This is a genomic window from Saccharopolyspora erythraea (genome assembly GCF_018141105.1).
GTDB lineage: Bacteria > Actinomycetota > Actinomycetes > Mycobacteriales > Pseudonocardiaceae > Saccharopolyspora_D > Saccharopolyspora_D erythraea_A.
In genome coordinates, this window is the sequence record NZ_CP054839.1 from 5,194,344 (window position 1) to 5,216,753 (window position 22,410).

Here is a 22,410-nt window from a genome sequence, read left to right on the forward strand (position 1 = left end):
GCCGGTCAGGAGCGGGCGACGGCGCCGGGCGCCCAGGGCAGCGGCGCGTCGGCGTACTTGGCGGCGCGGACGTCGCCGGAGCGGGCGTGGCCCTCGAACAGCTCCACGCGCGCGGCGCGACCGCACACCTCGCCGAGCCGGGCGCTGGCGGCCTGGTCGGTGACCTCCTGGTAGGTGACGGTCTTGAGGTACTTGCCGACCCACAGCCCGCCGGTGTAGCGGGCCGCTCCGCGGGTGGGCAGCACGTGGTTGGTGCCGATCACCTTGTCCCCGTAGGAAACGCACGTGCCCTCGCCGAGGAACAGCGCACCGTAGTTGCGCATCTTCTCCAGCGCCTCGCGCGGGTTCGCGGTGAGGATCTGCACGTGCTCGCTGGCGTAGGTGTCGGCCAGCGCGTAGGCCTCGTCGAGGTCGGCGACGACGTGGACCTCGCCGTGGTCGCGCCACGCGGGTTCGGCGTTGTCGCGCGTGGGCATCTCGAGCAGCAGCTCGTCGATCTCGTTGATGACCTGCCTGCCGAGGGCCTGCGAGGTGGTGATCAGCACCGCGGGCGAGTCGGGGCCGTGCTCGGCCTGGCTGAGCAGGTCGACGGCCGTGACGAACGGGTCGGCGGTCTCGTCGGCGACGACGAGCACCTCGGTCGGGCCCGCGAACAGGTCGATGCCGACCTCGCCGAAGAGCTGGCGCTTGGCCTCGGCCACGAAGGCGTTGCCGGGGCCGGCCAGCATGTCCACCGACTCCATGCTCTCGGTGCCCAGCGCCATGCTCACCACCGCCTGCACGCCGCCGAGCAGGTGGATCTCGTCGGCACCGGCCAGGTGCATGGCGGCGACCGTGGCGTCGGGGATCTCGCCGCGGATCGGCGGCGTGCAGGCGACCACCCGCGGCACGCCCGCGGCCTTGGCCGTCAGGATCGTCATGTGCGCCGAGGCCAGCAGCGGGTAGCGGCCGCCGGGCACGTAGGCGCCGGCCGCGGCGATCGGGATGTGCTTCTGGCCCAGGTGGACCCCGGGCAGGGTCTCCACCTCGAACTCCCGCATCGAGGCGAGCTGGTGCTCGGCGAAGGTGCGCACCTGCCGCTGGACGAACTCGATGTCGGCGATGACCTGCTCGGGCACCCGCGCGACGATCTCGGCGATCTGCTCGGAGGAGAGGCGGAACGACTCCGGCTCCCAGCGGTCGAAGCGGGCCGAGTACTCGCGGACCGCCTGGTCACCGCGGGTCCGGATGTCGGCGATGATCGACTCGACCTTCTCCTGCACGTCGGGAAGCGAGGTCGCGGCGGCCGCGGAGCGGGCGTCCGGGGTTTTCAGGGCGAGAGACATGGGTGGCGATCCTTCGCATGTTTACGTACACATCCTCTTGGCGAAGAACCATAGGGCGGTAGTCTTGTTTACGTAAACCCCCGACGGCCCTTTCTCGATCCAGGCATGGAGGTGCCCGGTGGTCACCAGCCGGGACGTAGCCCAACTCGCCGGCGTCTCCCAGATGACGGTGTCACGAGTCCTGCAGGGCAGCACCAAGGTCGCCGCGGCGACCAGGGAGCGCGTGCTGGCCGCGATGAAGGAGGCCGGCTACCGGCCGCACGCCGCGGCGCGCACGATGCGGACCCGGCGCACCGGCACGGTCGGCGTCGTGGTCGCCGACATCACCAACCCCTTCTACCCGCAGCTGCTCGAGGCGGTCGGGCAGGCGCTGGGCGAGGCCGGGCAGCGGATGGTCCTGTGGAACGCCCCCGACTTCGGCGGGTCCAGCGCGCTGGCGGCGCTGGACGACGGCACGGTCGACGGCCTGATCTTCACGACCGTCACCGAGGGCTCGGCCGAGCTCGCCGAGGCGCTGCGGCGCGGCGACCCGGTGGTGTTGCTGCACCGCGGCCTGGACTCGCTGGAATGCGACCAGGTCACCACCGACAACGTCGCGGGCGGCCGCGCGGTCGCCGACTACCTGGTGGCGGGCGGGCACACCCGGATCGGCTTCCTGCGTGGCCCCGAGCTGCCGAGCACGGCGCGCCACCGCGAGCAGGGCTTCCGCGAGCGGCTGGCCGAACTCCGACATCCGCTGGCCGAGGCGCTGACCAGGCAGGGCGGCTTCGCCCACGACGTGTCGCGGAGGGCGATGCGCGACCTGCTCTCGCAGGAGGAGCCGCCCACCGCGGTGTTCTGCGCCAACGACCTCACCGCGCTGGGCGCGGTGGACGGCGCGGTGTCACTCGGACGCCGCGTCCCGCAGGACGTGTGGGTGGTCGGCTACGACGACATCGCCATGACGGCGTGGGACTCCTACGACCTGACCACCGTCCGCCAGCCCATCGCCGACATGGCGCGCGCCGCGGTCGGGCTGCTGCTCGAACGCGTCGAGGACCGTTCGCTGCCGCCTCGCAGGCAGACGTTCCCCAGCGAGCTCACCATCCGGGGGTCGACAGCCCGCACCGCATGGCCGGGAGAATGATCGACTTCGTGCCCCGCAGGGGTTTCGCCGCGGCACGCCCGGGCAATCCCGTGAGTTGAAACGGCAAGCGACCCCGCAGGTACAGGAGGCGACATGAGCACGGATCGTTCGACGCTGGAGGCGACCCTCTCGGCTGCGGACTTCCCTGCGAGCAAGGAGCAGATCGTCGACTACGCCGCCGGCAACGGCGCCGACGAGGAGACGTTGCGCGCGCTGCGAGCGCTGCCGCTCGCCGACTACGGCAACGTCGAGGAGGTCATCCGCTCGGCTCCCCTGGACAAGGGGATCGAAGAGGGGCAGTCCAGCTCGGACAAGGCCCAGCAGGCGCGGCAGCACACCAAGGACGGTCTCGCCGAGCACGAGACCGAGGTGCCGAGCAACCCGATCGTCGAAGAGCTGGGCGAGAACCGCGGGAGCTGACCGCGGGCCGGTGCCGAACAGGGCAGGACCGCGACGCGCGGCAGCGCGGCTGGGGTCGCCGGTCCCTGCCCGGGTGCTTCGGTGACGGCGGTGGCAACAGCGCCGCCACCGAAGCACTTCAGCTTGCAGCAGTTCCCTGACGCGTGAACGCCTCCTCGCCGCACCTTCGAGCGAACGCGCCGCATCCAACGCTTTCCGTTGGCGCCGTGCTGCTTTTCCATGCCAGGCCGCCGATGTCTCATGCGTCCACAGCCGGTGGCACCTGGCCCCGAAGTGTCGACCCCGCCTCGTCGAGGCGCTGACGCAGACGAGCCGGGCACTCGGTTCCCGGTGGTCGCCACCCCTCGTTGCGTACCGATGTAACACGCCCCTACAATATGAGGCGTGTGCAAATAAAGGCGTGTGGTTGTAATCCGGCGCGGTGCCTTCCGGGCACCCCGCCACTCCCCCGCCTGCCCGGATCCGGGCCTACGCAGAACTTCCGAAAGGACGCACCACCGATGACCAGTGTTCCCTCGGTCACGCTCAACAACGGCGTCGAGATGCCCCAGCTCGGCTACGGCGTCTTCCAGGTCCCCGAGGACGAGACGGCCGCCGCGGTCGGCGCCGCGCTCGAAGCGGGCTACCGCAGCATCGACACCGCCGCCGCGTACGGCAACGAGGCCGCCGTCGGCCGCGCGCTCGCCGAGTCCGGGCTGGCCCGCGACGAGCTGTTCGTCACCACGAAGCTGTGGAACGCCGACCAGGGCTACGACAACGCGCTGCGGGCCTTCGACACCAGCCTGGAGCTGCTCGGCCTCGACCACCTGGACCTCTACCTGATCCACTGGCCGGTCCCCGAGCGCGGTCTCTACGGAGAGACCTGGCGCGCCATGGAGGAGCTGTACTCACAGGGGCGGGTCCGCGCGATCGGCGTCTCCAACTTCCAGCCCGCGCACCTGCGCGGCCTCGCCGAGCACGGCGACGTGGTGCCCGCGGTGAACCAGGTCGAGCTGCACCCATTCCTCCAGCAGGCCGAGGTCCGCCGCTACGACGCCGAGCACGGCATCGCCACCGAGGCGTGGAGCCCGCTGGCCAAGGGCGGCGAGCTGCTGTCCGAGCCCGTCGTCGCGGACCTGGCGCGCAAGCACGGCCGCACGCCCGCGCAGGTCGTGCTGCGCTGGCACCTGCAGCTGGGCAACGTCGTCATCCCGAAGTCGGTCACGCCGTCTCGCATGCGGGAGAACCTCGACGTCTTCGGCTTCGCCCTGGACGAGGCGGACCTGACGACGCTGGCCGCGCTCGACCGCGACGAGCGCACCGGGCCCGACCCCGACACCTTCAACGTCGCCTGAGCAATCCGGTCCCGGCGCCCGCGAGTCTCATCGCGCGCGGAGCCGACCGGTCCGCACAACACTGGGCGGGACGCTGTTCCCTCCCGGCACGAGGAAAGGGTTTTGGCAGATGCAGTTGGACCTCACCGGCAAGACCGCGCTGGTCACCGGTTCCACGCAGGGCATCGGCGCGGCGATCGCCACCGCCCTGGCCCGTTCGGGCGCCCGCGTCGCGGTCAACGGCCGCAAGGGCGGCACCACGGAGGAGGCCGCGCAGCGGCTGCGCGACGAGGTCGCCGGTGCCGACGTGGTGCCGGTCGCCGCCGACGTCGCGAGCGAGGAAGGGGCGCGGCAGCTCGTGGAGCAGCTGCCCCACGTCGACGTCCTGGTCAACAACCTCGGCATCTTCGGCGCCCAGCCCGCGCTGGAGATCACCGACGACGAGTGGCGGCGCTACTTCGAGGTCAACGTCCTGTCCGCGGTGCGCCTCACCCGCTCGTACCTGCCCGGCATGGTCGAGCGGGGCTGGGGCCGCGTGCAGTACATCGCCAGCGACTCGGCGGTGGTGACCCCGGCGGAGATGATCCACTACGGCATGTCCAAGACCGCCCTGCTGGCCGCCTCCCGCGGCTTCGCCAAGGAGGCGGCGGGCACCGGCGTGACCGTGAACTCGGTGCTCGCCGGGCCGACCCACACCGAGGGCGTGGAGAAGTTCGTCTACGAGCTGGTCGACCAGGACCTGCCGTGGGAGCGGGCGCAGCGGGAGTTCATGCAGCTGCACCGGCCGCAGTCGCTGATCCAGCGCCTGATCGAGCCGGAGGAGATCGCCAACATGGTGGTGTACCTGAGCTCGCCGCTGTCGTCGGCCACGACCGGCGGGGCGCTGCGGGTCGACGGCGGCTACGTCGACAGCATCCTGCCCTGACCCGGCCGGGTCCGCCGCGTGCTCAGCGGCGGACCCGGTTCCACAGTGGACCATCTGTCGAGCGCCGCCTGTCGGGCACCGCCGAGCGGTCTGTGACCGCACCGGGATGCTGGACCACAGTGGCGGCCGGCGGCTGAGCGGCGCCGACGGCGCCTGGAGGGACCGCAGCGACCATCCCCCCAGCACGCACCCTGCACACCGTTCTCCACCGCCTCTCCCGGCACCCCCAGACCCCGCACCATGGCCTGCGGGTCGCCGTCGCCGGAGAACGCGCGCTCCGGCGGAAGCGCGGTGCGCATTGCGCTTTCCGGGTGAGTCTCGCCGAACCCGTTCACCCGCGGCTCCGTCCAACCTTGCGAATCCGTTCCGGAGCCGGTCGGCGCAGCGATAGGGTCTGTGATCAACGGCAGGTGTACTCCGTGCGGTCGAACGACCGCGCAGCGAAGCGGGCATCGAGGCGGGCGAGGTCATGCGCGACGAAGAGCAGGACGGCGGTCCGTTGGAGCATGACTCCAACGCGCGACCGGAAGTGACGGACCAGTCCGCTGATCCGGACGCCGACCCAGCGCCGACGGCCGGAAGCGAAGCAACGCAGACGGCCGGAGCCGAGGAAGCCGAGTCCGCCGGAGACGACCCACTGGCCGCGCTGACCGACGCGGTTTCCGGGCTGACCGAGCAGATCCGTGAACACCACGCCAGGGCCGCCGCGCGCGAGCGCGTCATCGACAACCTGCACGCCGAGGTGGAACGGCTCCGCGCGGGCGAGCAGAACCTGCTGCTGCGCCCGGTTGTCACCGACCTGCAGAACCTGCGCAAGGACCTGCTGCACCAGGCGCGGACGCTGCCCGCCGAGGTCGCCCGCGACCAGGTGGCCGAGTTGCTGGAATCCTTCGCGCTCAGCGTGGAACTCGCGCTGGAGCGGTGCGGCAGCGCACCGATCGTGCCCACCGAGGGCGACGAGTTCTCCGCACGCGAACACCGGGCGGTCAAGCTCGTGCCCGCAGAGCGCGCCGAGCAGGACGGCAGGGTCGCCGCGGTCGTCGCCGACGGCTACCGGGACACCGCCTCCGAGCGCGTGACCGCACCCGCCCGGGTCCACGTGTACCGGTGGACACCTGCCGAGACCTCCAGCACGGAACAGGAACAGGAGCGCGCGGATGCCTGACGAGAGCCTCAAGGTCTTCGGCATCGACCTCGGCACGACCTACTCCGCCATCGCCTACGTCGACGAGACCGGCCGGCCGGCGGTGTGCCGCAACACCGACAGCCTCGAGACGACGCCGTCGGTGGTGTTCTTCGAGAACGAGTCCAACGTCGTGGTCGGCTCGGTCGCCAAGAACTCCGCGATCACCTACCCCGACCAGGTCGTGTCGCTGATCAAGCGGGAGATGGGGAGCGAGGCGGTCTACGACTACCACGGCACCACCTACACCCCGGAGTCGATCTCGGCGCTGATCCTCAAGCAGCTCGCCCAGGACGCCGCCACCCACACCGGAGTGCCCGCCACTCGCGCGGTCATCACCGTCCCGGCCTACTTCGGCATGCTGGAGCGCACCGCCACCAAGAACGCCGGGCAGATCGCCGGGCTGGACGTGATCGGCATCGTGCCGGAGCCGGTCGCCGCCGCGCTGCACTACGAGGCGACGACCGACGCCGAGGACAAGACGATCCTGGTCTACGACCTGGGCGGCGGCACCTTCGACACCACCGCGATCCGGGTGTCCTCCGACGAGATCGAGGTGCTGTGCACCGACGGCGACGACCACCTCGGCGGCGCCGAATGGGACGCCCGGCTGCGTGACTACCTGCTGCAGCGGTTCACCGAGTCCACCGGCACCGACGCCGAGGACGACGAGGAGTTCATGCAGTCGCTGGCCACCACGGCCGAGGAGACCAAGAAGCAGCTCTCCCGCGCCGAGTCCCGGCCGGTCGCGCTGCGCGGCGGGGGTAGCAGCGCGCGTGTGGAGGTCACCCGCGAGCTGTTCGAGCACGAGACCAGGGACCTGCTGGACAAGACGATCGACATCGTCCGGCGCACGCTGGAGACCCTGCGCGACAAGCGGCCGGGCACCACCATCGACGACGTCCTGCTGGTCGGCGGCTCGACCAAGATGCCCGCGGTCGCCGAGCGCCTGCGCGCGGAGTTCGGCTGGGAGCCCAAGCTGCACGACCCGGACCTGGCGGTGGCCAAGGGTGCCGCGCTCTACGCGCTGGGTCGCGTGGTGCACAAGGAGAAGCAGGACGCCGAGGACGCCGGCGGCACCGCCGAGCAGGTGCGGGACCGGGTCGCCGAGGCTGTCGGCAGCGTGGCCGAGCAGACCGGCATCTCGGTGCGCACGCTGGAGGGCCTGGCCGCCAAGCAGACCCGCAACGTGCTGCCGAAGGCGTTCGGGGTCAAGCTCGTCGACACCAGCGACGCCGACTGGCAGAGCAAGCCCAAGCGCCACTACGTCCACCACCTCGTGCACGCCAACGACGCGCTGCCCACCGAGGTGCGCGACCTGCAGGCCGCCACCGTCGAGGAGGGCCAGCAGGGCATCGAGATCGAGCTGTTCGAGCAGTCCGGCGTGGTCGCCGGGCCGGAGCTGGCCGAGAACAAGGCGCTCAACGAGGGCAAGGGACTCATCGACGGGCTGCCGCCGATGCCCATCGGCTCGCCGATCGACATCCGGATGACCGTCGACGCCGAAGGGCTGCTGGAGCTCAACGCCACCGAACCGAGCACCGGCAAGTCGCTGGACATCAAGGTCCGGGTGAGCGTGCGCAGCGACGAGGAGGTCGCCGAGGCCGCGAAGGTCGTCGCCGGGATCACGGTCTCGAGCTGATGGCCTCCTTCGACCCGAAGGACTACGAGCAGAAGGTGGTGCGGCCGCTGCGGGGGCGGGGCGGCCGGCTGCCCGACGACCTGGTGTCGCGCTACGCGGTCCGGCTGGACTTCTCCGACGGCGAGCTGGCCGAGCGGATCGCCCAGATCCGCTCGCACTGGAACAAGAGCGCGCAGTCCACCGCGAAGTCCTCGTTCGTCCGCAGCGTCTACAAGGCGTTCCTGCGCGAGGACGAGGAACTGCGGCGCGAGCACGGCGAGCGGATGCTGCGGATCTCCTGGTGGCGCGAGCACGACGCGGCGCGGACCGGCAGCCGCAGGCAGCAGGTAGACGAGCTGGTCGCGATGCTGCACGCCAACTTCGGCGAGCTCGGCCTGATCACCTCCGGCCAGCTGGAGGCGATGCGCGAGACCTTCAGCCTGCTGGCGCCCGAGGAGGTCGACCGGGCGCTGGAGACCGCGGGCGTGCGGCTGAGCAACCCGGTGGAGCTGCCCCGAGCCAGCGGACTGCGCGAGACCACCTACCGGCGGCTGAAGTCACTGCTCGCCGATGCCGAGATGAGCAGCATCGCCGAGCTGGTGCTCGGCGAGCTGACCAGCCTGCGGGTCCTGACCACCTTCGCCTGCACCCCGGCGCACCCGGCCGGGCTGACCGCCGAGGCGGTGCGCCAGGCGATCGACCGGGAGAACCGCCGCTCCGGCAACCAGGCCGCGCGTGAGGCGCTGGGCATCCTCAACACCGCAGTGACCTCCGACGGGGTCGACCTGCGCCTGCTCACGCTGTTCCACCTGCTCGACGACGTGCGCAGGCACCACGACAACCGCGCTCCCGCGTCGGTGCTGCTGCGGCACCTGCGGCAGGCGAAGCTGGCCGAGTCCGAGGCGCGGCAGGCCGTGGTGAGCGTGCTCGGCGAGTCCGGCGGGCGCGGGCCCGCCCCGCCGTCCGGGCTGCCCGGCGTCACCGAGCTGCTGCGCGACGGCTGCCTCGCCGCCGCCGAACAGGCGCTGACCGGCATCACCGACGCCGAGGAGGCCGAGTCCGCCCGGCGGCTGGTGGAGCGCCAGGGCGAGCGAGTCCGCGAGCTGCGGTCGGCCGCCCACCGGGCGCTGGTCGCGGGCGAGGAAACCGAGGCGCGGCAACGGTTGCTGCAAGCCGCGGCGCTGGCCACCGACGACGACCGCATCGCCGCCGAGCTGCGCCGCATCCCTCCCCCGCCGGTGCTGGAGGTTTCGGCGCAGCCGGAGGGAACCGGCGTGCGGGTGTCGTGGCGGGTGCCCGCCGAGCACGAGAACGGGACCGTCTACCGGGTGGTGCGCCGCAACGACCGGGTGCCCGCCGACCCAGCCGACGGGGAGGTCGTCGCCGAGGACACCGCGATGCCGGCCCGCGACACCACCGCGCGGGCCGGGGTGCGGGTCGGGTACGCGGTGTTCGCCGCGCACGAGCAGGGCGCGTGGTCGCGTCCGGTGGGAGCCCGCATCGAGGTGCTGCCGCCGGTGCACGGCGTCCGGCTCCGGACCGTCCAGGGCGTGGTCGAGGCGAGCTGGAAGGTGCATCCCGACGCGATCGCCGTCGACGTCCGCCGCGACGACGGCTCACGGGAGTTACCGGTCGCCACCACGGGCACCACGTCGTTCCGCGACACCGGCACGACTCCCGGGGTGGACTACACCTACGTGCTGACCGCCCGCTACCGCCGGTCCGACGGCACCGAAGCGTCGTCGGAACCGGTGCGCGCCGAGAGCACCAGCCGGGTGGTGCCCGCGCTGCCACCGGTCGGCGGCCTGGAGTTCCGCCGCTTCGACGAGGAACTGGTGCTGTCGTGGGTGTGGCCGGAGCGGGCAGGCGTCGCCGAGGTGGTGTGGAACGGCTCGGCCGGTTCCGGCCGCTACCGGCTGACCAGGCAGGAGTACCAGGCATCCGGCGGCTGCCGGCTTCGCACCGGGGCCGGCCCGGTGCGGGTGCGCGTCAGCGCGCTCGCCGCCGCCGAGGACGGCGCGGCGTGCTCGGCGCCGACCGAGATCGACATCGACGGCCGTCAGCCGCACGTCGGCTACACCGTCGAGCGCCGGTCGCGGCCGCTGGTCGGCGGCGGCACCGCGCGGATCACGCTGACCGCCGACCAGCCGGTGCCCGCGTGCACGGTGCTGGTGGTCGCCGCGCAGGGCCGCGTGATGCCGTTGCAGCCGGCCGACGGCCAGGTCATCGGCCGGGTCGAGGGCGAGCTGCGCCCCGGACGCCCGGTCGAGACCACCGTGGAGGTCCCGAAGCTGCGCCGCCCGTACTGGCTGCGTTGCTTCACCGAGACGGCCGGTGTCCGGCTCGTCGACCCGCCCACCGCGCAACTGAAGGCCACCTGATGTCCACCATCGCCTGCCCCTACTGCTACCACCGCTTCCAGCCGGCGAACCTGCGGTTCCAGTGCACCGGCCGGGCCGCTCCCGGCCGCACGCGCTGCACGCGCTCGGTCGACGAGGAGCGGCTGAAGCTCACCGGGTATGCCGAGGCGTCCTGGCCGACGTTCCCGCCGCCGCCGTCGCGGCTGCGGCTGCCGCGGCGCAGGGCCGCCTGCCCGGACTGCGGAACCGACACCGGCATCCGCGCGTGCCCGGTCTGCCGCACGCCCCTGCCCGCCAACTTCGCCGACAGCCGCAGCCCGCTGATCGGCATGGTCGGCGGCAAGAACTCCGGCAAGACCGTCTACACCACGGTGCTGGTGCACGAGCTGCGCCACCGCGTGCGCCGCCGCTTCGACGCCGACGTGTCCTTCGCGGGCGAGCAGGCCGGTGCGCGGACCGCGGCATGGCTGGAGAACTACGAGCACGCGCTGTTCGACGACAACGCGCTGTTCGAGCCCACCACCGGGTCGGCCGACGGCAGTCGCGTGCCGCTGGTCGTGCAGTGGCGCCAGCCGCACCGCTCGTTGGGCCGCGAGGTCCACAGCACGACCACACTGTCGTTCTACGACGCGGCGGGCGAGGACATGACCACGCAGGAGTTCGTCAACCGCCAGGCCTACCTCGGCGCGGCCGACGGGCTGGTCGTGCTGCTCGATCCCTTCCAGCTCCCCGGCACGCGCGACCGCATCGCGGTGCCGGAGGCGGGAATGCGCGACACCGAACCGCCGCTGAGCGTGCTCGGCCGCCTCACCGAGCTGCTGCGCGCCACCGGCGGTGTCGGTGTCCGCAGGCGCATCCCGGTGCCCGTCGCGGTCGTGTTCTCCAAGATCGACGCGTTCTACGGGATGCTGGGCGAGGGCCATCCGCTGCTGCGCGCGCCGTCGGCCGGGGCGCACTACGACGAGGCGGCCGGGCGCGACACCGACGAGCACCTGCGGGCCATGCTCGCCGACCTGGGCGCCGACGACATCGACGCCCACCTGCGGGCGCACTACAAGAGCTACCGCTACTTCGCGGTGTCCTCGCTGGGCGCCGAACCCGACTACGACGGCAAGCGGATCGATCCGGGCGGCGTGCGCCCGTTCCGGGTGGACGAGCCGCTGCTGTGGCTGCTCGGACTCTTCAGGATCGTCGAACGGAGCGGGTGATGGGCGGGCGCGGCTTCGAGTCGCTGTTCTACACCGACTGCCGCCAGGGCCAGGGCCTGCGGGGCGGGGCCGGGTTCCAGTTCCAGGCCGTCTCGTCCGGGGCCGACCACGAGATGATGGGCGTGGTCCAGCGGTCCGCGCTGTACGAGGCGCCGGTGTCGTGGATGCGCGACAAGCGCCCGGTCGAGCAGTACCCGCCTTCGCTGGCGCACGTTTTCGACGGCGTGTACGCGACCGCGCGCGGCGTCTACCTGGGTGCCGAGGCAGGCGGGATCCGGGAGGGCAACCAGTTCACCCACGCCATCGCCACCGCGGATCCTCAGCTCTACGGGCCCGTCCGCCCCGCGCAGTTATGGGAGGCGCCGTGGTGGTCCGAGCGCCCCGCCGAAGGCACCGAGACCGAGCCGGTGGCCGCCGAGCCCGAGCCGGGCCCGTTCGGGGTGGACGCGTTGCGGGACTGGGTGCTCGGCAGGCCCGGCGGCGAGAGCTGGCTGCTGGCCCTGAGTTCCGCGCTGGACCGCGTCCACGACGAGAACCCGCGGCGGGTGCTCTTCGTCGGCGCCGACGCGGGCGAGATCGTGCGCTGGATCGCCGCGGGCACCCTGCTGCTGCCCCAGGAGCGGGCGTTGCGCGTCGGGTTCCGGGTGTTCGCGACGAGCCCGCAGTACAGCAGGCACGAGGTGCTGGCGCTGCACCCGGACTGGGCGGGTCAGCTCGCCAACACCGAACGGGACGGCGGTTTCGCGGTGTTCGACCTGGAGGCCGGCCGGCACTCCCGGGTCGAGCCGACCGAGTCCGCCTCGCACTGGGTGCCGCGCTTCCTGCGCGCCGACCCCTACGACGTGATCGACGCGGTGGAGATGGCGCACAGCTTCGCCCGCGACGGGGGCAGGCCGGGGATGGGCGACCGGCTGGCCGCCGGGGTGCTCACCTGCGGCGACCCGCTGGAGCACCGATCCGAGGCCGCCGTGCTCGCCGACTGGCTGGCCTCGGCGCCACCGGAGTCCGCGCGGGACGCGCTGGAACCGGTCGCCGAGGCGGTCATGTCCGCCGGACCCGACGCCACGGCGCTGCGCAAGCTGGCCACCGCTGTCCACTCTGGACAGGACGAGCTGACGGGCCAGGTCTGGTACGCGCTGCTGCGGGCCGAACTCGACGAGGTCGTGCGCGGCGCGGCCGCCGCAGGCCGCGGCTCGCTGCCGCAACGCCGTTGGCCCCAGCCGGAACTGGAGCGGGCGACCTCGCTGGTGGAGTCGGTGGCCGGCGGTGTCCCCCCGGAACGGTTCGACGCGCTCCTGCGGTTGGCCGCCGGATTCGGCATCACGCCCCGGATCGACCGCTTCCGCGACGCCGCCGCCGGGTTCGTGAGCTGGTGGGCCGACCACCCCGACGCCGAGCTCGCCCACTCGCGGTGGACCTGCGCACCGCAGGTGCTCGACCTGCTCCGGGACGAGCTGGCGCTGCGCCTGCGCGACAACCGCGCCGACCAGACCGTCGCGGCGGTGCGCAGGCACTGGTGGCCGCTGCTGCTGCCGACGGTCAGCGACCCGTTCATGCGGCTGGACGCCGTGGTGACCGGCACCGCCGTGGCCGAGGGCGGCCGGAGCCGCCGGGACGCCTTCGCCGCCATGCGCGCCCCGTTGCAGGAGCCCGACCGGCCGGGCGTGGGCGACGCGGTGTGGGAGGCGCTGTTCCAGGACACCACGCCGTCGGTCGCCGAGATGCTGGAGTTCCTCTCCCAGATGCCGACCGCCACGGTGTCGGAGTCGTTGGCGCGCAAGGCGTTCCCGGTGCTGGAGAAGTCCGCTGTGAACGCCGACTACCTGGAGGTGCTGCGCAAGCTCATCGAGCACGTCCGGTCCGATCCCATGCGCGAGCTGTGGAAGCAGGACGGCACCCTGCGCCGGTGGCTGACGGCCTTCCAGCGCAGCGGCGGGGCCGAGTCGGCCGCGGCGCTGGCCGAGGTGTCCAAGCCCGTGTTGTCGGCCCGTGCCCGCGACGTGGTGGACGTGATGCTGGAGGTCGAGCTGAGCCGCGCGGTGAACGCGGCGGTGCGGGGCGGGGAAGCCGTGCAGGAGGTCCTGGTGGGCGAGCTCGCCGACGTGTGGAACGGGGACTCGTCCGACGAGCGCAAAGATCGCGCCGTGGCACTCGCCTTCCTCGTGGCGTGGTCCGACAAGGCCGCCTCGTCGGCGCGAGCCGGCTTCGACAAGGCGCTGGAAGCGTGGGCGGGCGAACACCGCCAGTCCGACCAGCGCCGCATCAGGATGCTGCTGCGCGCGGTCGACTCCGACCACGCCACCGCGTGGCACGAGTGGCTGCGCGAGCTCGGCAGGAGCAAGCAGCGCAAGCCCTCCGCCGCGCGACGCCTGTTCGACCGGCTGCGAGAGCGGGGTGAGTGATGCACCCCGTCGTCGCCCTTCTGCTGCTGGGCGTCGGGCTGTGCGCGCTCGGCGTGGCCTTCTACGCGTCGCTGATCGCGCTGTGGCTGGGGTCGATGGCCGGCGTGGTGCTCGCGTTCGTCATCGCCTGCACCACGCTCGCCGGAGGCGGTAGGTGGCGCCCCGCCCTGGTGATGCCCGAGCACGTCGAGGCCGGCACGGCCGGGCTCCCCCGGCTGCGCCGCAACCGCCCGCGCGGCCGTGACCGGGCCTGGCCGAGCTACCTCGCCTCGCAGTGGCGCTACGACTGGCTGGGCGCCTGGCGCTGCGGTCGCGACATCATCGGCTCCGGGTACCGACTGATCCGCGGCTGGGGCGAGTTCACCACCTGGCCGACCCGGTTCCTGCTGCAGGCGGTGCCCCTCGCGGGGTGGTCCGGCGTCCTGGTCGGGACGTTGCTCGGCGCGCTGCTCGTCGCGGTCGTCGCCGGCACCGTGCTGGTGGTCGCCTGGATCGGTTGGGTCGCGGTGATCGCACTGCTGCGCGGCTACGACTCCGTGGTCCGCCGCATCCGCCGGGCCGACGCGGTCTGCCCTCATCCCGAGTGCTACTACAAGCAGCGCCTCCCCGACTACCGGTGCCCGAACTGCGCGGCGGTGCACCGCGACATCCGGCCCGGACCGCTGGGCGCCGTGTGGCGGCGATGCGGCTGCGGCACGCGGATGCCGACGACGGTGCTGCGCGCCGCGCGGAAGCTGACCGCGCTGTGCGAACGCTGCGGGCAGCCGTTGCACACCGGCGCGGCGGCGCTGACCGGCATCTCGATGCCGGTGTTCGGCGCGGTCTCGGCGGGCAAGACCCGGCTCGTGCACGCCGGGATGGTGAAGCTGCGCGACGAGCTGGCGGCGGCCGGCGCGGAGCTGGAGTTCGACGACGAGCCGAGCAGGCAGGTCTTCGCCGAGGCCACCCGACTGGTCTCCGGCGGTGGTGAGACCGCCAAGACCCCGGCGGGCCGGCTGCCCGCGGCGATCACCGCGCGGGTCCGGCGTGGTCGCAGGCAGGCGCTGCTGAGCCTGTTCGACGCGGCGGGCGAGTTCTTCGTGGACCACCAGGAGAACACCGAGCTGGAGTTCCTCGACCACGCGAGCGGGCTGGTGTTCGTCGTGGACCCGTTCTCCGTGCGGTGGGTGCGCGACCAGTTCGGTGGCGCCGGGGACGCGCGGGTCGTGGCGGCCAACCCGGCAACCAGGGACCCCGACGAGGTCTACCAGGTGACGGTGCGCAGGCTGAAGGACTACCGCGTCGACCTCGGCCGCCGGGCGCTGGCGGTCGTAGTGGTCAAGGCCGACCTGCTCCAGGAACTGGACTGGGCCGGGCCGCTGCTGTCGGGCCGGGTCCGCGAATGGCTGACGACGGCGGGACTGGACAACCTCGTGCTGGCCGCGGAGCGCGACTTCGCCGAAGTCCGCTTCTTCGTCGCGTCGTCGCTGACCGGGACCACACCCGGCAGCGCCCTGTCCCCGGCCGAGCCCTTCCTGTGGCTGATGGGCCGCGGTGGGTTTCCGGTCTCGCGCGGCGGGTCCGGCCGAACGGTGAAGGAGCCGGTTTGAACCGACAACCACCGCCGGGCTACCGCGCCCACCGCTGGGTCCTGTTCGGGGTGCTGGCGCTGGTCGCGCTGGCACTGGTCGCCGACGTGCTGCTGACCCTGGTGGGTTGGCTGCTCACCCTGGGGGCCGCACCCACCGTTCCCTGATCAGCCCTGCGCTTTCGCGCTCGGGGGCAGTGAGACCGTGACGCGGTAGGGATCGAGCACGTCGTTGAGGTAGTGCGCGCCTTCCAGGGTTCCCAGCTCGACCGATGTCGCGGGTTCCAGTGCGTCGGGACCGCACCGGTCGCCGAACAGCACCACGGCGCGTCCCTCGGGGTCGCGTTTGGACAGCCAGATCAGCCCGTCGGCCCACGGCGCCTGCTGCCTGATCCAGCTCGCCCAGCGCCGCGTCTTGCCGTACTCCTCGCTCTGGACGAGCCACTCGTCCTGGGCGACCGCCGCCAGGTGCGGTCCGCTGAGCAGGCTCACCAGGTCGAGCGGCCGGGTCGTCCGCACCCCGCTGATGCGGCGCCCGGCGACCTTGCGCCGCAGCACGCGCCGGGTGCCGTCGTCCCGGACCCGCAGATCGCGCGCCAGGAACTCCATCAGCGCCGTCGGGGCGCCCAGCGCGGCGTAGTACCCGGGGTACGGGTCGCGCTCGGTGCCGTCGAACCGGCCGCCGCCGAAGTGGTCGTCGGAGGGGCCGGGGCGGAAGCTCGTGGCGTCGAACTCGTCGGAGTGCACCCGCCACAGCTCGGCGTCCGCGGGCAGCTCGTGGCGGACGGGCGTGCCGGCGTACTTCGGGGGAGGCGCGAGGTCTGCCACCGCTCACACCTCCGAGAAGCCGGCGCGAGCGGCGTCGATGAGGACCTGGTCGGCGACCTGGTCGAGCAGCCGCGCGGGGACACCGTCGAGCCAGGCGTTCTCACCCAGCCACCAGTCGGCGGCGCCCCACGGGTCGTCGGCGGCGTCGAGGATCCGGTTGACGGTGCGCACGACCTCCAGCGGCTGTCCCGACGGGCCGAACTGGAAGGCGGGCCAGCGGTCGCCGTCCTGGTGGTCGAGCCGGATCAGGTCCGGGTCGTCGGCGGCGAGGCCACGTGCCCGCACCTCCGCCTCGCCGACCGCTTCGGCCTCCAGCACCTGGCGCGGCGCCTCCGGCGCGGCACCGGAGAGCAGGCAGTCGTGCAGACTCGTGCCGAGGTCCCCCCAGTCCGGGCCGGCTCCGGTGGAGAAGCGGGACTCCGGTGCCGCCAGCTCGCGGCGGACCGGGTGCTCGGCGGGCAGCGCGTCGGTGAGCAGCACCGCGATGTCCTCGGCGATGTCGGCCGCGACGTCCGGGCTGGTCTCGGTGGAGAACTCCACGACGAGCGCGACCAGACGGGTGTAGTCGTCGGGTGCCAGCAGGGCGCGGACACCGTCGAAGTCCGCGGCCAGCGCCGTCAGTGCGTGCCGGAGGTTCACCCGCTCACCTCGTGCCTGGCGATGTCGGTGCGGGCGGCGTCGACCGCCCGGTGGTCCATGCCGCCGATGGAGAGTTCGAACCGCACTTCCTGCCCCGATTCCTGCTCCTGCGCGTGCACCGCGAGCGTACCGGTCTCGGACATGCGGAAGGTGATCTCGATCTGGGTTCCGGCGGGCCGGGGCGGGATGCCCTTGAGGACGCCGCGTCCGACGCGGATGTTGTCGGCGAGGTCCTCCGACGCCGCCTGGCCCTTCTGCTCCCACACCTCGATCTCGGCCATCCGCTGGTTGTTCACGCCGGTGGCGAACGGGAAAGGACCGGTGTCGGCGGGCAGCTCGGCGTTCGCGGCGAGCAGGTGGGTCACGATCTGCCTGGCGCGCAACGGGTTGGTGTGCGCCAGCGGGTCCGCCGGATCGATCGCCTTGACCCCGAACGCGCGGGGGACCACGGTCGTCACGCGCTTGGCCGCGGCCGCCTCGACGTCGGCGGCGCTGATCCCCAGCTGCCCGGCGACCTCCCGCGTGGCTCCGCCCGCGCCCTCGACCTGCCGCAGCAGCGCGAAGATCGCCGCGCCCTTGGCGACCGCGAGGTCCGGCTCGCTGAGCCGCGCGTCGAGGCCGAAGCGCTTGCGCAGGTTCTCGGCGACCGCGGGCATCCGGGTCATCCCGCCGGCCAGCAGCACGTCGTCGAAGTGCTCGATCCCCTTGCCCCGCGCCACTTCCAGGGTCCGGCGGGTGATCTCCATGGTCCGGTCGAGCAGGTCGCCGGTGAGCCGTTGCAGCTCGGCGCGGGTCAGCTCGACCCCCGCGGCGGCACCGGCGAAGCGCAGTTGCGCGCGCCGGGACTCGGTGCGGCTCAGTGCCTTCTTCAGCTCCTCGGCCGTGCCGTGGAACTCCTGCATCGCCTCCTCGTCGGCCCCCGGGTCCAGCCGGGGGTGCTGGGCGCGGAAGACCTCCAGCAGGTGCCCGACGATGCGCTGGTCCCAGTCCGCTCCGCCGAGGGCCTGGTCCCCATCGGTGCAGACGACGCGGATGTCGTCGCCCTCGACGCGGATGGCGGTCGTGTCGAACGTACCGCCGCCGAGGTCGTAGACCAGCAGGTGCCGGGCGCGGTCGCTGCTGTCCAGGCCCTGGTGGTGGAGTGCGGCCGCGACCGGCTCAGCGAGTACGTCGAGCACGTTGAGCCCCGCGATGTCGCCGGCCCGGCGGGTGGCCTCCTTCTCGGCGACGCCGAAGTAGGCGGGCACCGTGATCACCACGTCCCGCACCTGCCTGCCGGTGCTCTCCTCCGCCGACCTGGCCAGCTCGCGCAGGATCAGCGCGGAGATCTCCTCCGGGGTGTAGGCGCGGCCGTGGTAGCCGAACTCCACGCCCTGGCGTCCCATGTCGCGCTTGACCAGTTGTGCCACCAGGTGCGGGGCCAGCAGCGCGGAGTTCTTCGCCGACGAGCCGACCAGCACCCGGCCCGGCCCTTCGAAGTAGACCACCGACGGCGTGGTGTCCTCGCTGACGGCGTTGCGGGCGATCACCGGCCGCCCCGACTCGTCGACGTAGGCGACGCAGGAGTGGGTGGTGCCGAGGTCGATGCCGAAGGTCGTCGGCGGTACCGCCATGGGTGCTCCCAACTTGCCGGAGGTGCCTTACCGGCCCTGGTAGGTGAACGCCGCCCAGTTGCCGGGTTCGGCGGGGTCGATCGTGGCGAGCTCCGGCGCGAGCCGCGCGCCGACGCCTCCGGGCAGCACGCGGCGCGGGTCCACCATCCACGCCTGCGCCGCGCGCAGAGCCGTCGCCGGGTCGTCGTAACCGGAGTTCAGGTAGTGGTGGAACATGATCATGATCAGCGCGGTCGGCAGGTCGTCCACGTTCCACCGCGCGCCGACGACCCCGGCCGCTCCCGCGGTCAGGAACGCCGTCGCCAGCGTCAGCGCCTCGTCGTGCTCGCGGCCGGTGAGGTCGCTGGCGCAGGCGGCCAGCACGACCAGTCCGCCCGGCGCGTCGGCCGGCCGGTCGCGCGCCTGCCGCAGGATGTCCTGCACCTGCAACGCCGAACCGGTTCCCAGGCGCAGGGCGGAGTCCACCGGCACCGCCGCGAGATCGGCGTGGCAGCCCAGGTGCAGCAGCGACGCACCCGGCGAGCTCGCGCTGGGCAGCAGGGCGCGCACGTCGTCGGGCCGCGGGGCCGGGGCCCGCCTCCCACCCCGGCGCCTGCGGCCGAGGTAGACGCCGTGCGAGTAGTGCCTGCGGTGGATGTCTTCGATCTCCTCCGACGCCCACAGCAGGCCGCTGCCCGCCACCCGCACCAGCGCCGGTTCGCTGTCCCAGGCACGCCTGCGGCGCCGAGCGGTCTCGGCGAACTGGCGGGCCGACGCGGCGTAGCGCACGACCGCGTCCTGAAAGGCGTAGCGGACGCCGCCGCCGGGCACCGGGTGCCGCGCGGCGTGCCACGGGACCGCACCGAGCTTTCCCACCGGCACCAGCACTATCCGGCTCGGACGCCCGCGCCGCTCGACCGAGACCGTGTCGAGCACCTGGCCGAGCACCGCCGTCCACGCCCAGTCGCAGATCTCGCCGAGAGCCTGCCTCCACCGCCGGTCCAGTTCCCCGGACACCGGTCCGCTCGCCCGCTCCCGCTGGAGCCGGTCGAACCGGTCCACCGGACTGCCGTCCGCGGCGGTCAGCAGCGGGCAGCGGAGCCTTCGGACCTCGCCGCCGTCGGTGACCAGCACCGCGATGCCCGGTTCCCGCTCGCCGGCCGGGACCAGGTAGACCAGTGCCCGGGTGTCGGTGGCACGCAGTGCGGCCGCGATCTCGGCGACGGCGGGCGGCGAGAGCAGCCGGGTCTGCGCCCCGTGGCCCTCCAGCGCCTCCAGCACCCGGTACCGCAGGTCACTGGGCAGCGGCGCGCCGACCAGGTCCCGCACCGGGCCGGGCGGCCTATCCGGCACGTCCCACGGCTGCGGACCGGACTCGGCAGCCTCGCGTTCCCACCGGTCGGCGAGTCCGTTCTGGCCGGACTCGCGCAGCATTGCCGGAACACCCGCGTCGACCGTGGCCGCGTGCAGCACCATCCCCCGCCCCAGCTCCAGCGCCTCCACCGCGTTCTCGGGCTGCCCGGCCGCCAGGCACCAGCGGGCCACCGACGCCGCCTCGCCGAGCGCCGCACCGGCCGCGTTCAGCGCGCGCAGGGCGCTCGACTGCAGCAGCACGTCGCGGGCCCGCGCCCGCAGGGACTCCAGCCCGTCCCGCACCGCGCGCTGCGGGTCCTTCCTGGCCGTATCGCCGCGGGCGCGGTAGCAGTCGGCCAGCGAGTTCAGCAGCAGCGCCCCTTCCAGCGCGCCCGGGTCGTCCCGGAGCATCCGCCGCGCCTGTTCGAGCCGGTCAATGGCATTGCTGAGATCGCGCCGGTCCCGGGTGAACTCGTAGCGGGTGCGAAGTGCCATGCCCAGGCTGCCGATCGCCGACAAGCGCTCGTGGTGGTGCAGGTCGGCACGACCTGCCACCGAACCCAGCAGCGCTATGCCGCGGTCGACGCCCGCCAGGTCGTTCTCGGCCATCGCCCGCCCGATCCCCCCGAGGGCGGTGAACAACGCTTCGGTCGGGAAGTCGAGGGCCTCCGGTGGCGGGGTGCCCGCCTCGGCGAGCGCGCTGCCGATCTCCGCGCTGAGCTCCCCCATGTCGGTCCCCCGAACCCGGAAGCCTTCGGCCGCGTGCACCACGCTCAGCGTGCTGGCAGCGCGCCGCCGCAGGTAGTGGCCCTCGGGAAGCTCCTCGATCACACGCCGCAGATCGCGGACCACCTGGCGCGCGGTCTCCGAATCCGGCCGGCGCAGGTACCCCGCGAAGCGGATGTGCGCCTCGTTGAACGCGGCGAGATGCGAGTCGAACGTTTCCTGTCTCAGGTAGTGGGCCGCGGCGTCGACGTTCTCCGCCTCACTGCCACGCGCGTACCGGGTCAGCAGGATCGTCCCGAGCATCGTGCGCAGTTTGTCCCGCAGCGCGTGCCCGTCAGGAAGCAACCGGGCGGCTTCTCGCAGGTGCTCGACCGCGGTGTCCATCTGGTCCAGCCCCGGCGTCGAGTCCTCCGGGAAGACCGAGGCCAGAGCGAGCATCGCGTGGTTGAGACCGGTGTTCTCGTCGTCGGCGCGGCCGCGTTCGATCGCTTCCGCCGCGAGCGCGCGGATGCGTGTCATGGATCCGCGGTTCACCGAGGTGTTGGCCATCAGCGCCCCCACCAACCGCGTCAGCACCGCGGCGCGGTCGGGATCGTCGGCGGGCAGCCGCTCCAGCGCCCGTTCCAGGGCGGCGACGGCGGTCGCGCTGCTGCGGCCGATCCGCTCCAGGTCACCCGACTCCGCGAGCCCCGGCTCACCGGGTCGCAGCAAGCCGACCAGGAACTCGCGCATCAGGTGCCCGGCGGGCAGCCCGGCCATGGCCTCGGCGATCCCGTCGGCCAGGTCGTCGCCGGAACCTGCGGCATGAGCCTGGATTCCGCGCACGGCCGCGCGGATCGCGTCGCGTTCACCGGCGTCGAGACCGTTGTCCGGGATCCGCGAGAGCATCTCTTCGAAGTCGGTCAGCGCACGGCCGGGCTCCGGTGCTGTGAGGTCGATCTGCCCCCTGGCCGACGACACCAGCAGCTCGAGCGCCGAGCGCATGCCGGCGAGGTCGCGGTCCTGGGTCCCTGTCAGGGATTCCAGATGCCGCCGGGCGGTCGCGATCTCCTCCGGCGTCGCCTCCAGGCCCAGTCCGCCGACGCCGGTGAGCGTCGGCCGGCGCCCGCGCAGCTCCACCGGGGTGCCGCGGCTCAGCAGCAGGTGCGCCACGGTCATCCGGCACGCGTCGGCGGTCGCGGCGTCGGTCTCGGACCGTTCGATCAGCTCGGAGAGCAGCTCGATCCCCGTCTCTCGATCCTGCTGATCCCCCGCGAAACCGGTGTAGCGCACGGCGTGCAGGATCCCGAGGGCGTAGCGGACGAGGACGCCCCTGTCGGCCTCGCCCGCCGCGGTCAGGTCGCGGATGGCCTCGTCGACGTCGCCGCGGTCGCCCTCGGACACCCCCACGTACCGGCTGACCAGCAGCCCCGTGCGAGCGCAGACCTCCGGCCGGTGCGGGTCGTCGTCGGCCAGGCCGTCGCGCACCGCGCGCATCCGCCGGATGGCGGCCCGGAGGTCGTCGACCGAACCGGTGCGCTCGTGGCGGAGCGCGTGGGCGAGCCCGAGCTGGTAGAGCGGTCCCACGCGGCGGGCGTCGCAGCCGTCCAGGGAATCCAGCGCGCGTTGCGCGTGCTCGACCACCGCGCCCAGGTCGTCGACGCCGTCGGTGCGCCGCGCCCGCTCCAGCAGCCGATCGGCGAGTTCGAGCGACTCCTGGAAGGGGTCCGCGTCGCCCGCCATCGACCGATCCCCTCACCCGCGAACTCCAGCGCCGGACGATCAGCTTACCGACGCCTCGGTCCGCTGTCGGTGAAACCACCGGAAGAGAACCGCCGAAGGC

General features: G+C 73.0%; 16 protein-coding genes. 11 read left to right on the plus strand and 5 right to left on the minus strand.

Going from position 1 to position 22,410, the window contains the following annotated elements; translation table 11 throughout:
* Positions 1–5: 5 nt before the first annotated feature.
* A complete protein-coding gene (gene hisD / locus HUO13_RS23355) occupies positions 6–1,325 on the minus strand; it encodes a histidinol dehydrogenase (protein WP_249123977.1) in 1,320 nt (439 codons plus the stop codon).
* Positions 1,326–1,443: 118 nt separating this feature from the next.
* Between hisD and HUO13_RS23360 the strand changes: the two genes are divergently transcribed.
* The 11 genes from HUO13_RS23360 to HUO13_RS23410 all read left to right on the plus strand — a co-directional run bounded on the left by HUO13_RS23360 (position 1,444) and on the right by HUO13_RS23410 (position 15,618).
* Complete coding sequence (locus tag HUO13_RS23360; protein WP_211897226.1) at positions 1,444–2,451, plus strand: LacI family DNA-binding transcriptional regulator; 1,008 nt, start codon at positions 1,444–1,446, stop codon at positions 2,449–2,451.
* A gap of 93 nt (positions 2,452–2,544) precedes the next feature.
* On the plus strand, positions 2,545–2,871 hold the full coding sequence (locus HUO13_RS23365) for a DUF2795 domain-containing protein (protein ID WP_211897227.1): 327 nt from the start codon (positions 2,545–2,547) through the stop codon (positions 2,869–2,871).
* A 500-nt stretch (positions 2,872–3,371) separates the two neighbouring features.
* Entirely contained in the window at positions 3,372–4,205 is an 834-nt protein-coding gene (locus HUO13_RS23370; RefSeq protein WP_211897228.1) for an aldo/keto reductase, read from the plus strand.
* Between the two features lie 109 nt (positions 4,206–4,314).
* Positions 4,315–5,109: an SDR family NAD(P)-dependent oxidoreductase gene (locus HUO13_RS23375; protein WP_211897229.1), complete on the plus strand. Its 795-nt coding sequence runs from the start codon at positions 4,315–4,317 to the stop codon at positions 5,107–5,109.
* A gap of 469 nt (positions 5,110–5,578) precedes the next feature.
* Positions 5,579–6,274, plus strand: a complete 696-nt coding sequence (gene grpE, locus HUO13_RS23380) for a nucleotide exchange factor GrpE (RefSeq protein ID WP_211897230.1) — start codon at positions 5,579–5,581, stop codon at positions 6,272–6,274.
* Positions 6,267–7,934 (plus strand): Hsp70 family protein, encoded by a 1,668-nt coding sequence (locus tag HUO13_RS23385; RefSeq protein WP_211897231.1) that lies wholly within the window; start codon positions 6,267–6,269, stop codon positions 7,932–7,934. The genes grpE and HUO13_RS23385 overlap by 8 nt, the downstream gene beginning before the upstream one ends.
* Positions 7,934–10,294: a hypothetical protein gene (locus tag HUO13_RS23390; RefSeq protein WP_211897232.1), complete on the plus strand. Its 2,361-nt coding sequence runs from the start codon at positions 7,934–7,936 to the stop codon at positions 10,292–10,294. Before HUO13_RS23385 ends, HUO13_RS23390 begins: the two co-directional genes overlap by 1 nt.
* On the plus strand, positions 10,294–11,481 hold the full coding sequence (locus HUO13_RS23395; protein ID WP_211897233.1) for a TRAFAC clade GTPase domain-containing protein: 1,188 nt from the start codon (positions 10,294–10,296) through the stop codon (positions 11,479–11,481). Before HUO13_RS23390 ends, HUO13_RS23395 begins: the two co-directional genes overlap by 1 nt.
* Positions 11,481–13,883, plus strand: coding sequence for a GTPase-associated protein 1-related protein (locus HUO13_RS23400; RefSeq protein ID WP_211897234.1), 2,403 nt, complete (start codon positions 11,481–11,483; stop codon positions 13,881–13,883). The genes HUO13_RS23395 and HUO13_RS23400 overlap by 1 nt, the downstream gene beginning before the upstream one ends.
* Positions 13,883–15,472 (plus strand): TRAFAC clade GTPase domain-containing protein, encoded by a 1,590-nt coding sequence (locus HUO13_RS23405; RefSeq protein ID WP_249123978.1) that lies wholly within the window; start codon positions 13,883–13,885, stop codon positions 15,470–15,472. Before HUO13_RS23400 ends, HUO13_RS23405 begins: the two co-directional genes overlap by 1 nt.
* Positions 15,469–15,618, plus strand: coding sequence for a hypothetical protein (locus tag HUO13_RS23410; protein WP_211897236.1), 150 nt, complete (start codon positions 15,469–15,471; stop codon positions 15,616–15,618). Before HUO13_RS23405 ends, HUO13_RS23410 begins: the two co-directional genes overlap by 4 nt.
* Here HUO13_RS23410 and HUO13_RS23415 read toward each other — a convergent pair whose 3' ends face one another.
* The 4 genes from HUO13_RS23415 to HUO13_RS23430 are packed head-to-tail and all read right to left on the minus strand — an operon-like array spanning position 15,619 to position 22,310.
* Positions 15,619–16,278 carry an RES family NAD+ phosphorylase gene (locus HUO13_RS23415; RefSeq protein ID WP_211897237.1) on the minus strand — a complete coding sequence of 220 codons (660 nt, stop codon included), beginning with the start codon at positions 16,276–16,278 and terminating at the stop codon, positions 15,619–15,621. It abuts the gene before it with no gap.
* Between the two features lie 3 nt (positions 16,279–16,281).
* Positions 16,282–16,917 (minus strand): hypothetical protein, encoded by a 636-nt coding sequence (locus HUO13_RS23420; protein ID WP_211897238.1) that lies wholly within the window; start codon positions 16,915–16,917, stop codon positions 16,282–16,284.
* Positions 16,914–18,530 (minus strand): Hsp70 family protein, encoded by a 1,617-nt coding sequence (locus tag HUO13_RS23425; RefSeq protein WP_211897239.1) that lies wholly within the window; start codon positions 18,528–18,530, stop codon positions 16,914–16,916. Before HUO13_RS23425 ends, HUO13_RS23420 begins: the two co-directional genes overlap by 4 nt.
* Positions 18,531–18,557: 27 nt before the next feature.
* Positions 18,558–22,310 (minus strand): CHAT domain-containing protein, encoded by a 3,753-nt coding sequence (locus HUO13_RS23430; protein WP_211897240.1) that lies wholly within the window; start codon positions 22,308–22,310, stop codon positions 18,558–18,560.
* Between the last annotated feature and the right edge of the window lie 100 nt (positions 22,311–22,410).

Bases quoted from the DNA above. Each gene is read 5' to 3' on its own strand.
- hisD (WP_249123977.1), bottom strand. From the start codon at position 1,325: ATGTCTCTCGCCCTGAAAACCCCGGACGCCCGCTCCGCGGCCGCCGCG.
- HUO13_RS23365 (WP_211897227.1), top strand. From the start codon at position 2,545: ATGAGCACGGATCGTTCGACGCTGGAGGCGACCCTCTCGGCTGCGGAC.
- HUO13_RS23370 (WP_211897228.1), top strand. From the start codon at position 3,372: ATGACCAGTGTTCCCTCGGTCACGCTCAACAACGGCGTCGAGATGCCC.
- HUO13_RS23375 (WP_211897229.1), top strand. From the start codon at position 4,315: ATGCAGTTGGACCTCACCGGCAAGACCGCGCTGGTCACCGGTTCCACG.
- grpE (WP_211897230.1), top strand. From the start codon at position 5,579: ATGCGCGACGAAGAGCAGGACGGCGGTCCGTTGGAGCATGACTCCAAC.
- HUO13_RS23385 (WP_211897231.1), top strand. From the start codon at position 6,267: ATGCCTGACGAGAGCCTCAAGGTCTTCGGCATCGACCTCGGCACGACC.
- HUO13_RS23390 (WP_211897232.1), top strand. From the start codon at position 7,934: ATGGCCTCCTTCGACCCGAAGGACTACGAGCAGAAGGTGGTGCGGCCG.
- HUO13_RS23395 (WP_211897233.1), top strand. From the start codon at position 10,294: ATGTCCACCATCGCCTGCCCCTACTGCTACCACCGCTTCCAGCCGGCG.
- HUO13_RS23400 (WP_211897234.1), top strand. From the start codon at position 11,481: ATGGGCGGGCGCGGCTTCGAGTCGCTGTTCTACACCGACTGCCGCCAG.
- HUO13_RS23405 (WP_249123978.1), top strand. From the start codon at position 13,883: ATGCACCCCGTCGTCGCCCTTCTGCTGCTGGGCGTCGGGCTGTGCGCG.
- HUO13_RS23425 (WP_211897239.1), bottom strand. From the start codon at position 18,530: ATGGCGGTACCGCCGACGACCTTCGGCATCGACCTCGGCACCACCCAC.
- HUO13_RS23430 (WP_211897240.1), bottom strand. From the start codon at position 22,310: ATGGCGGGCGACGCGGACCCCTTCCAGGAGTCGCTCGAACTCGCCGAT.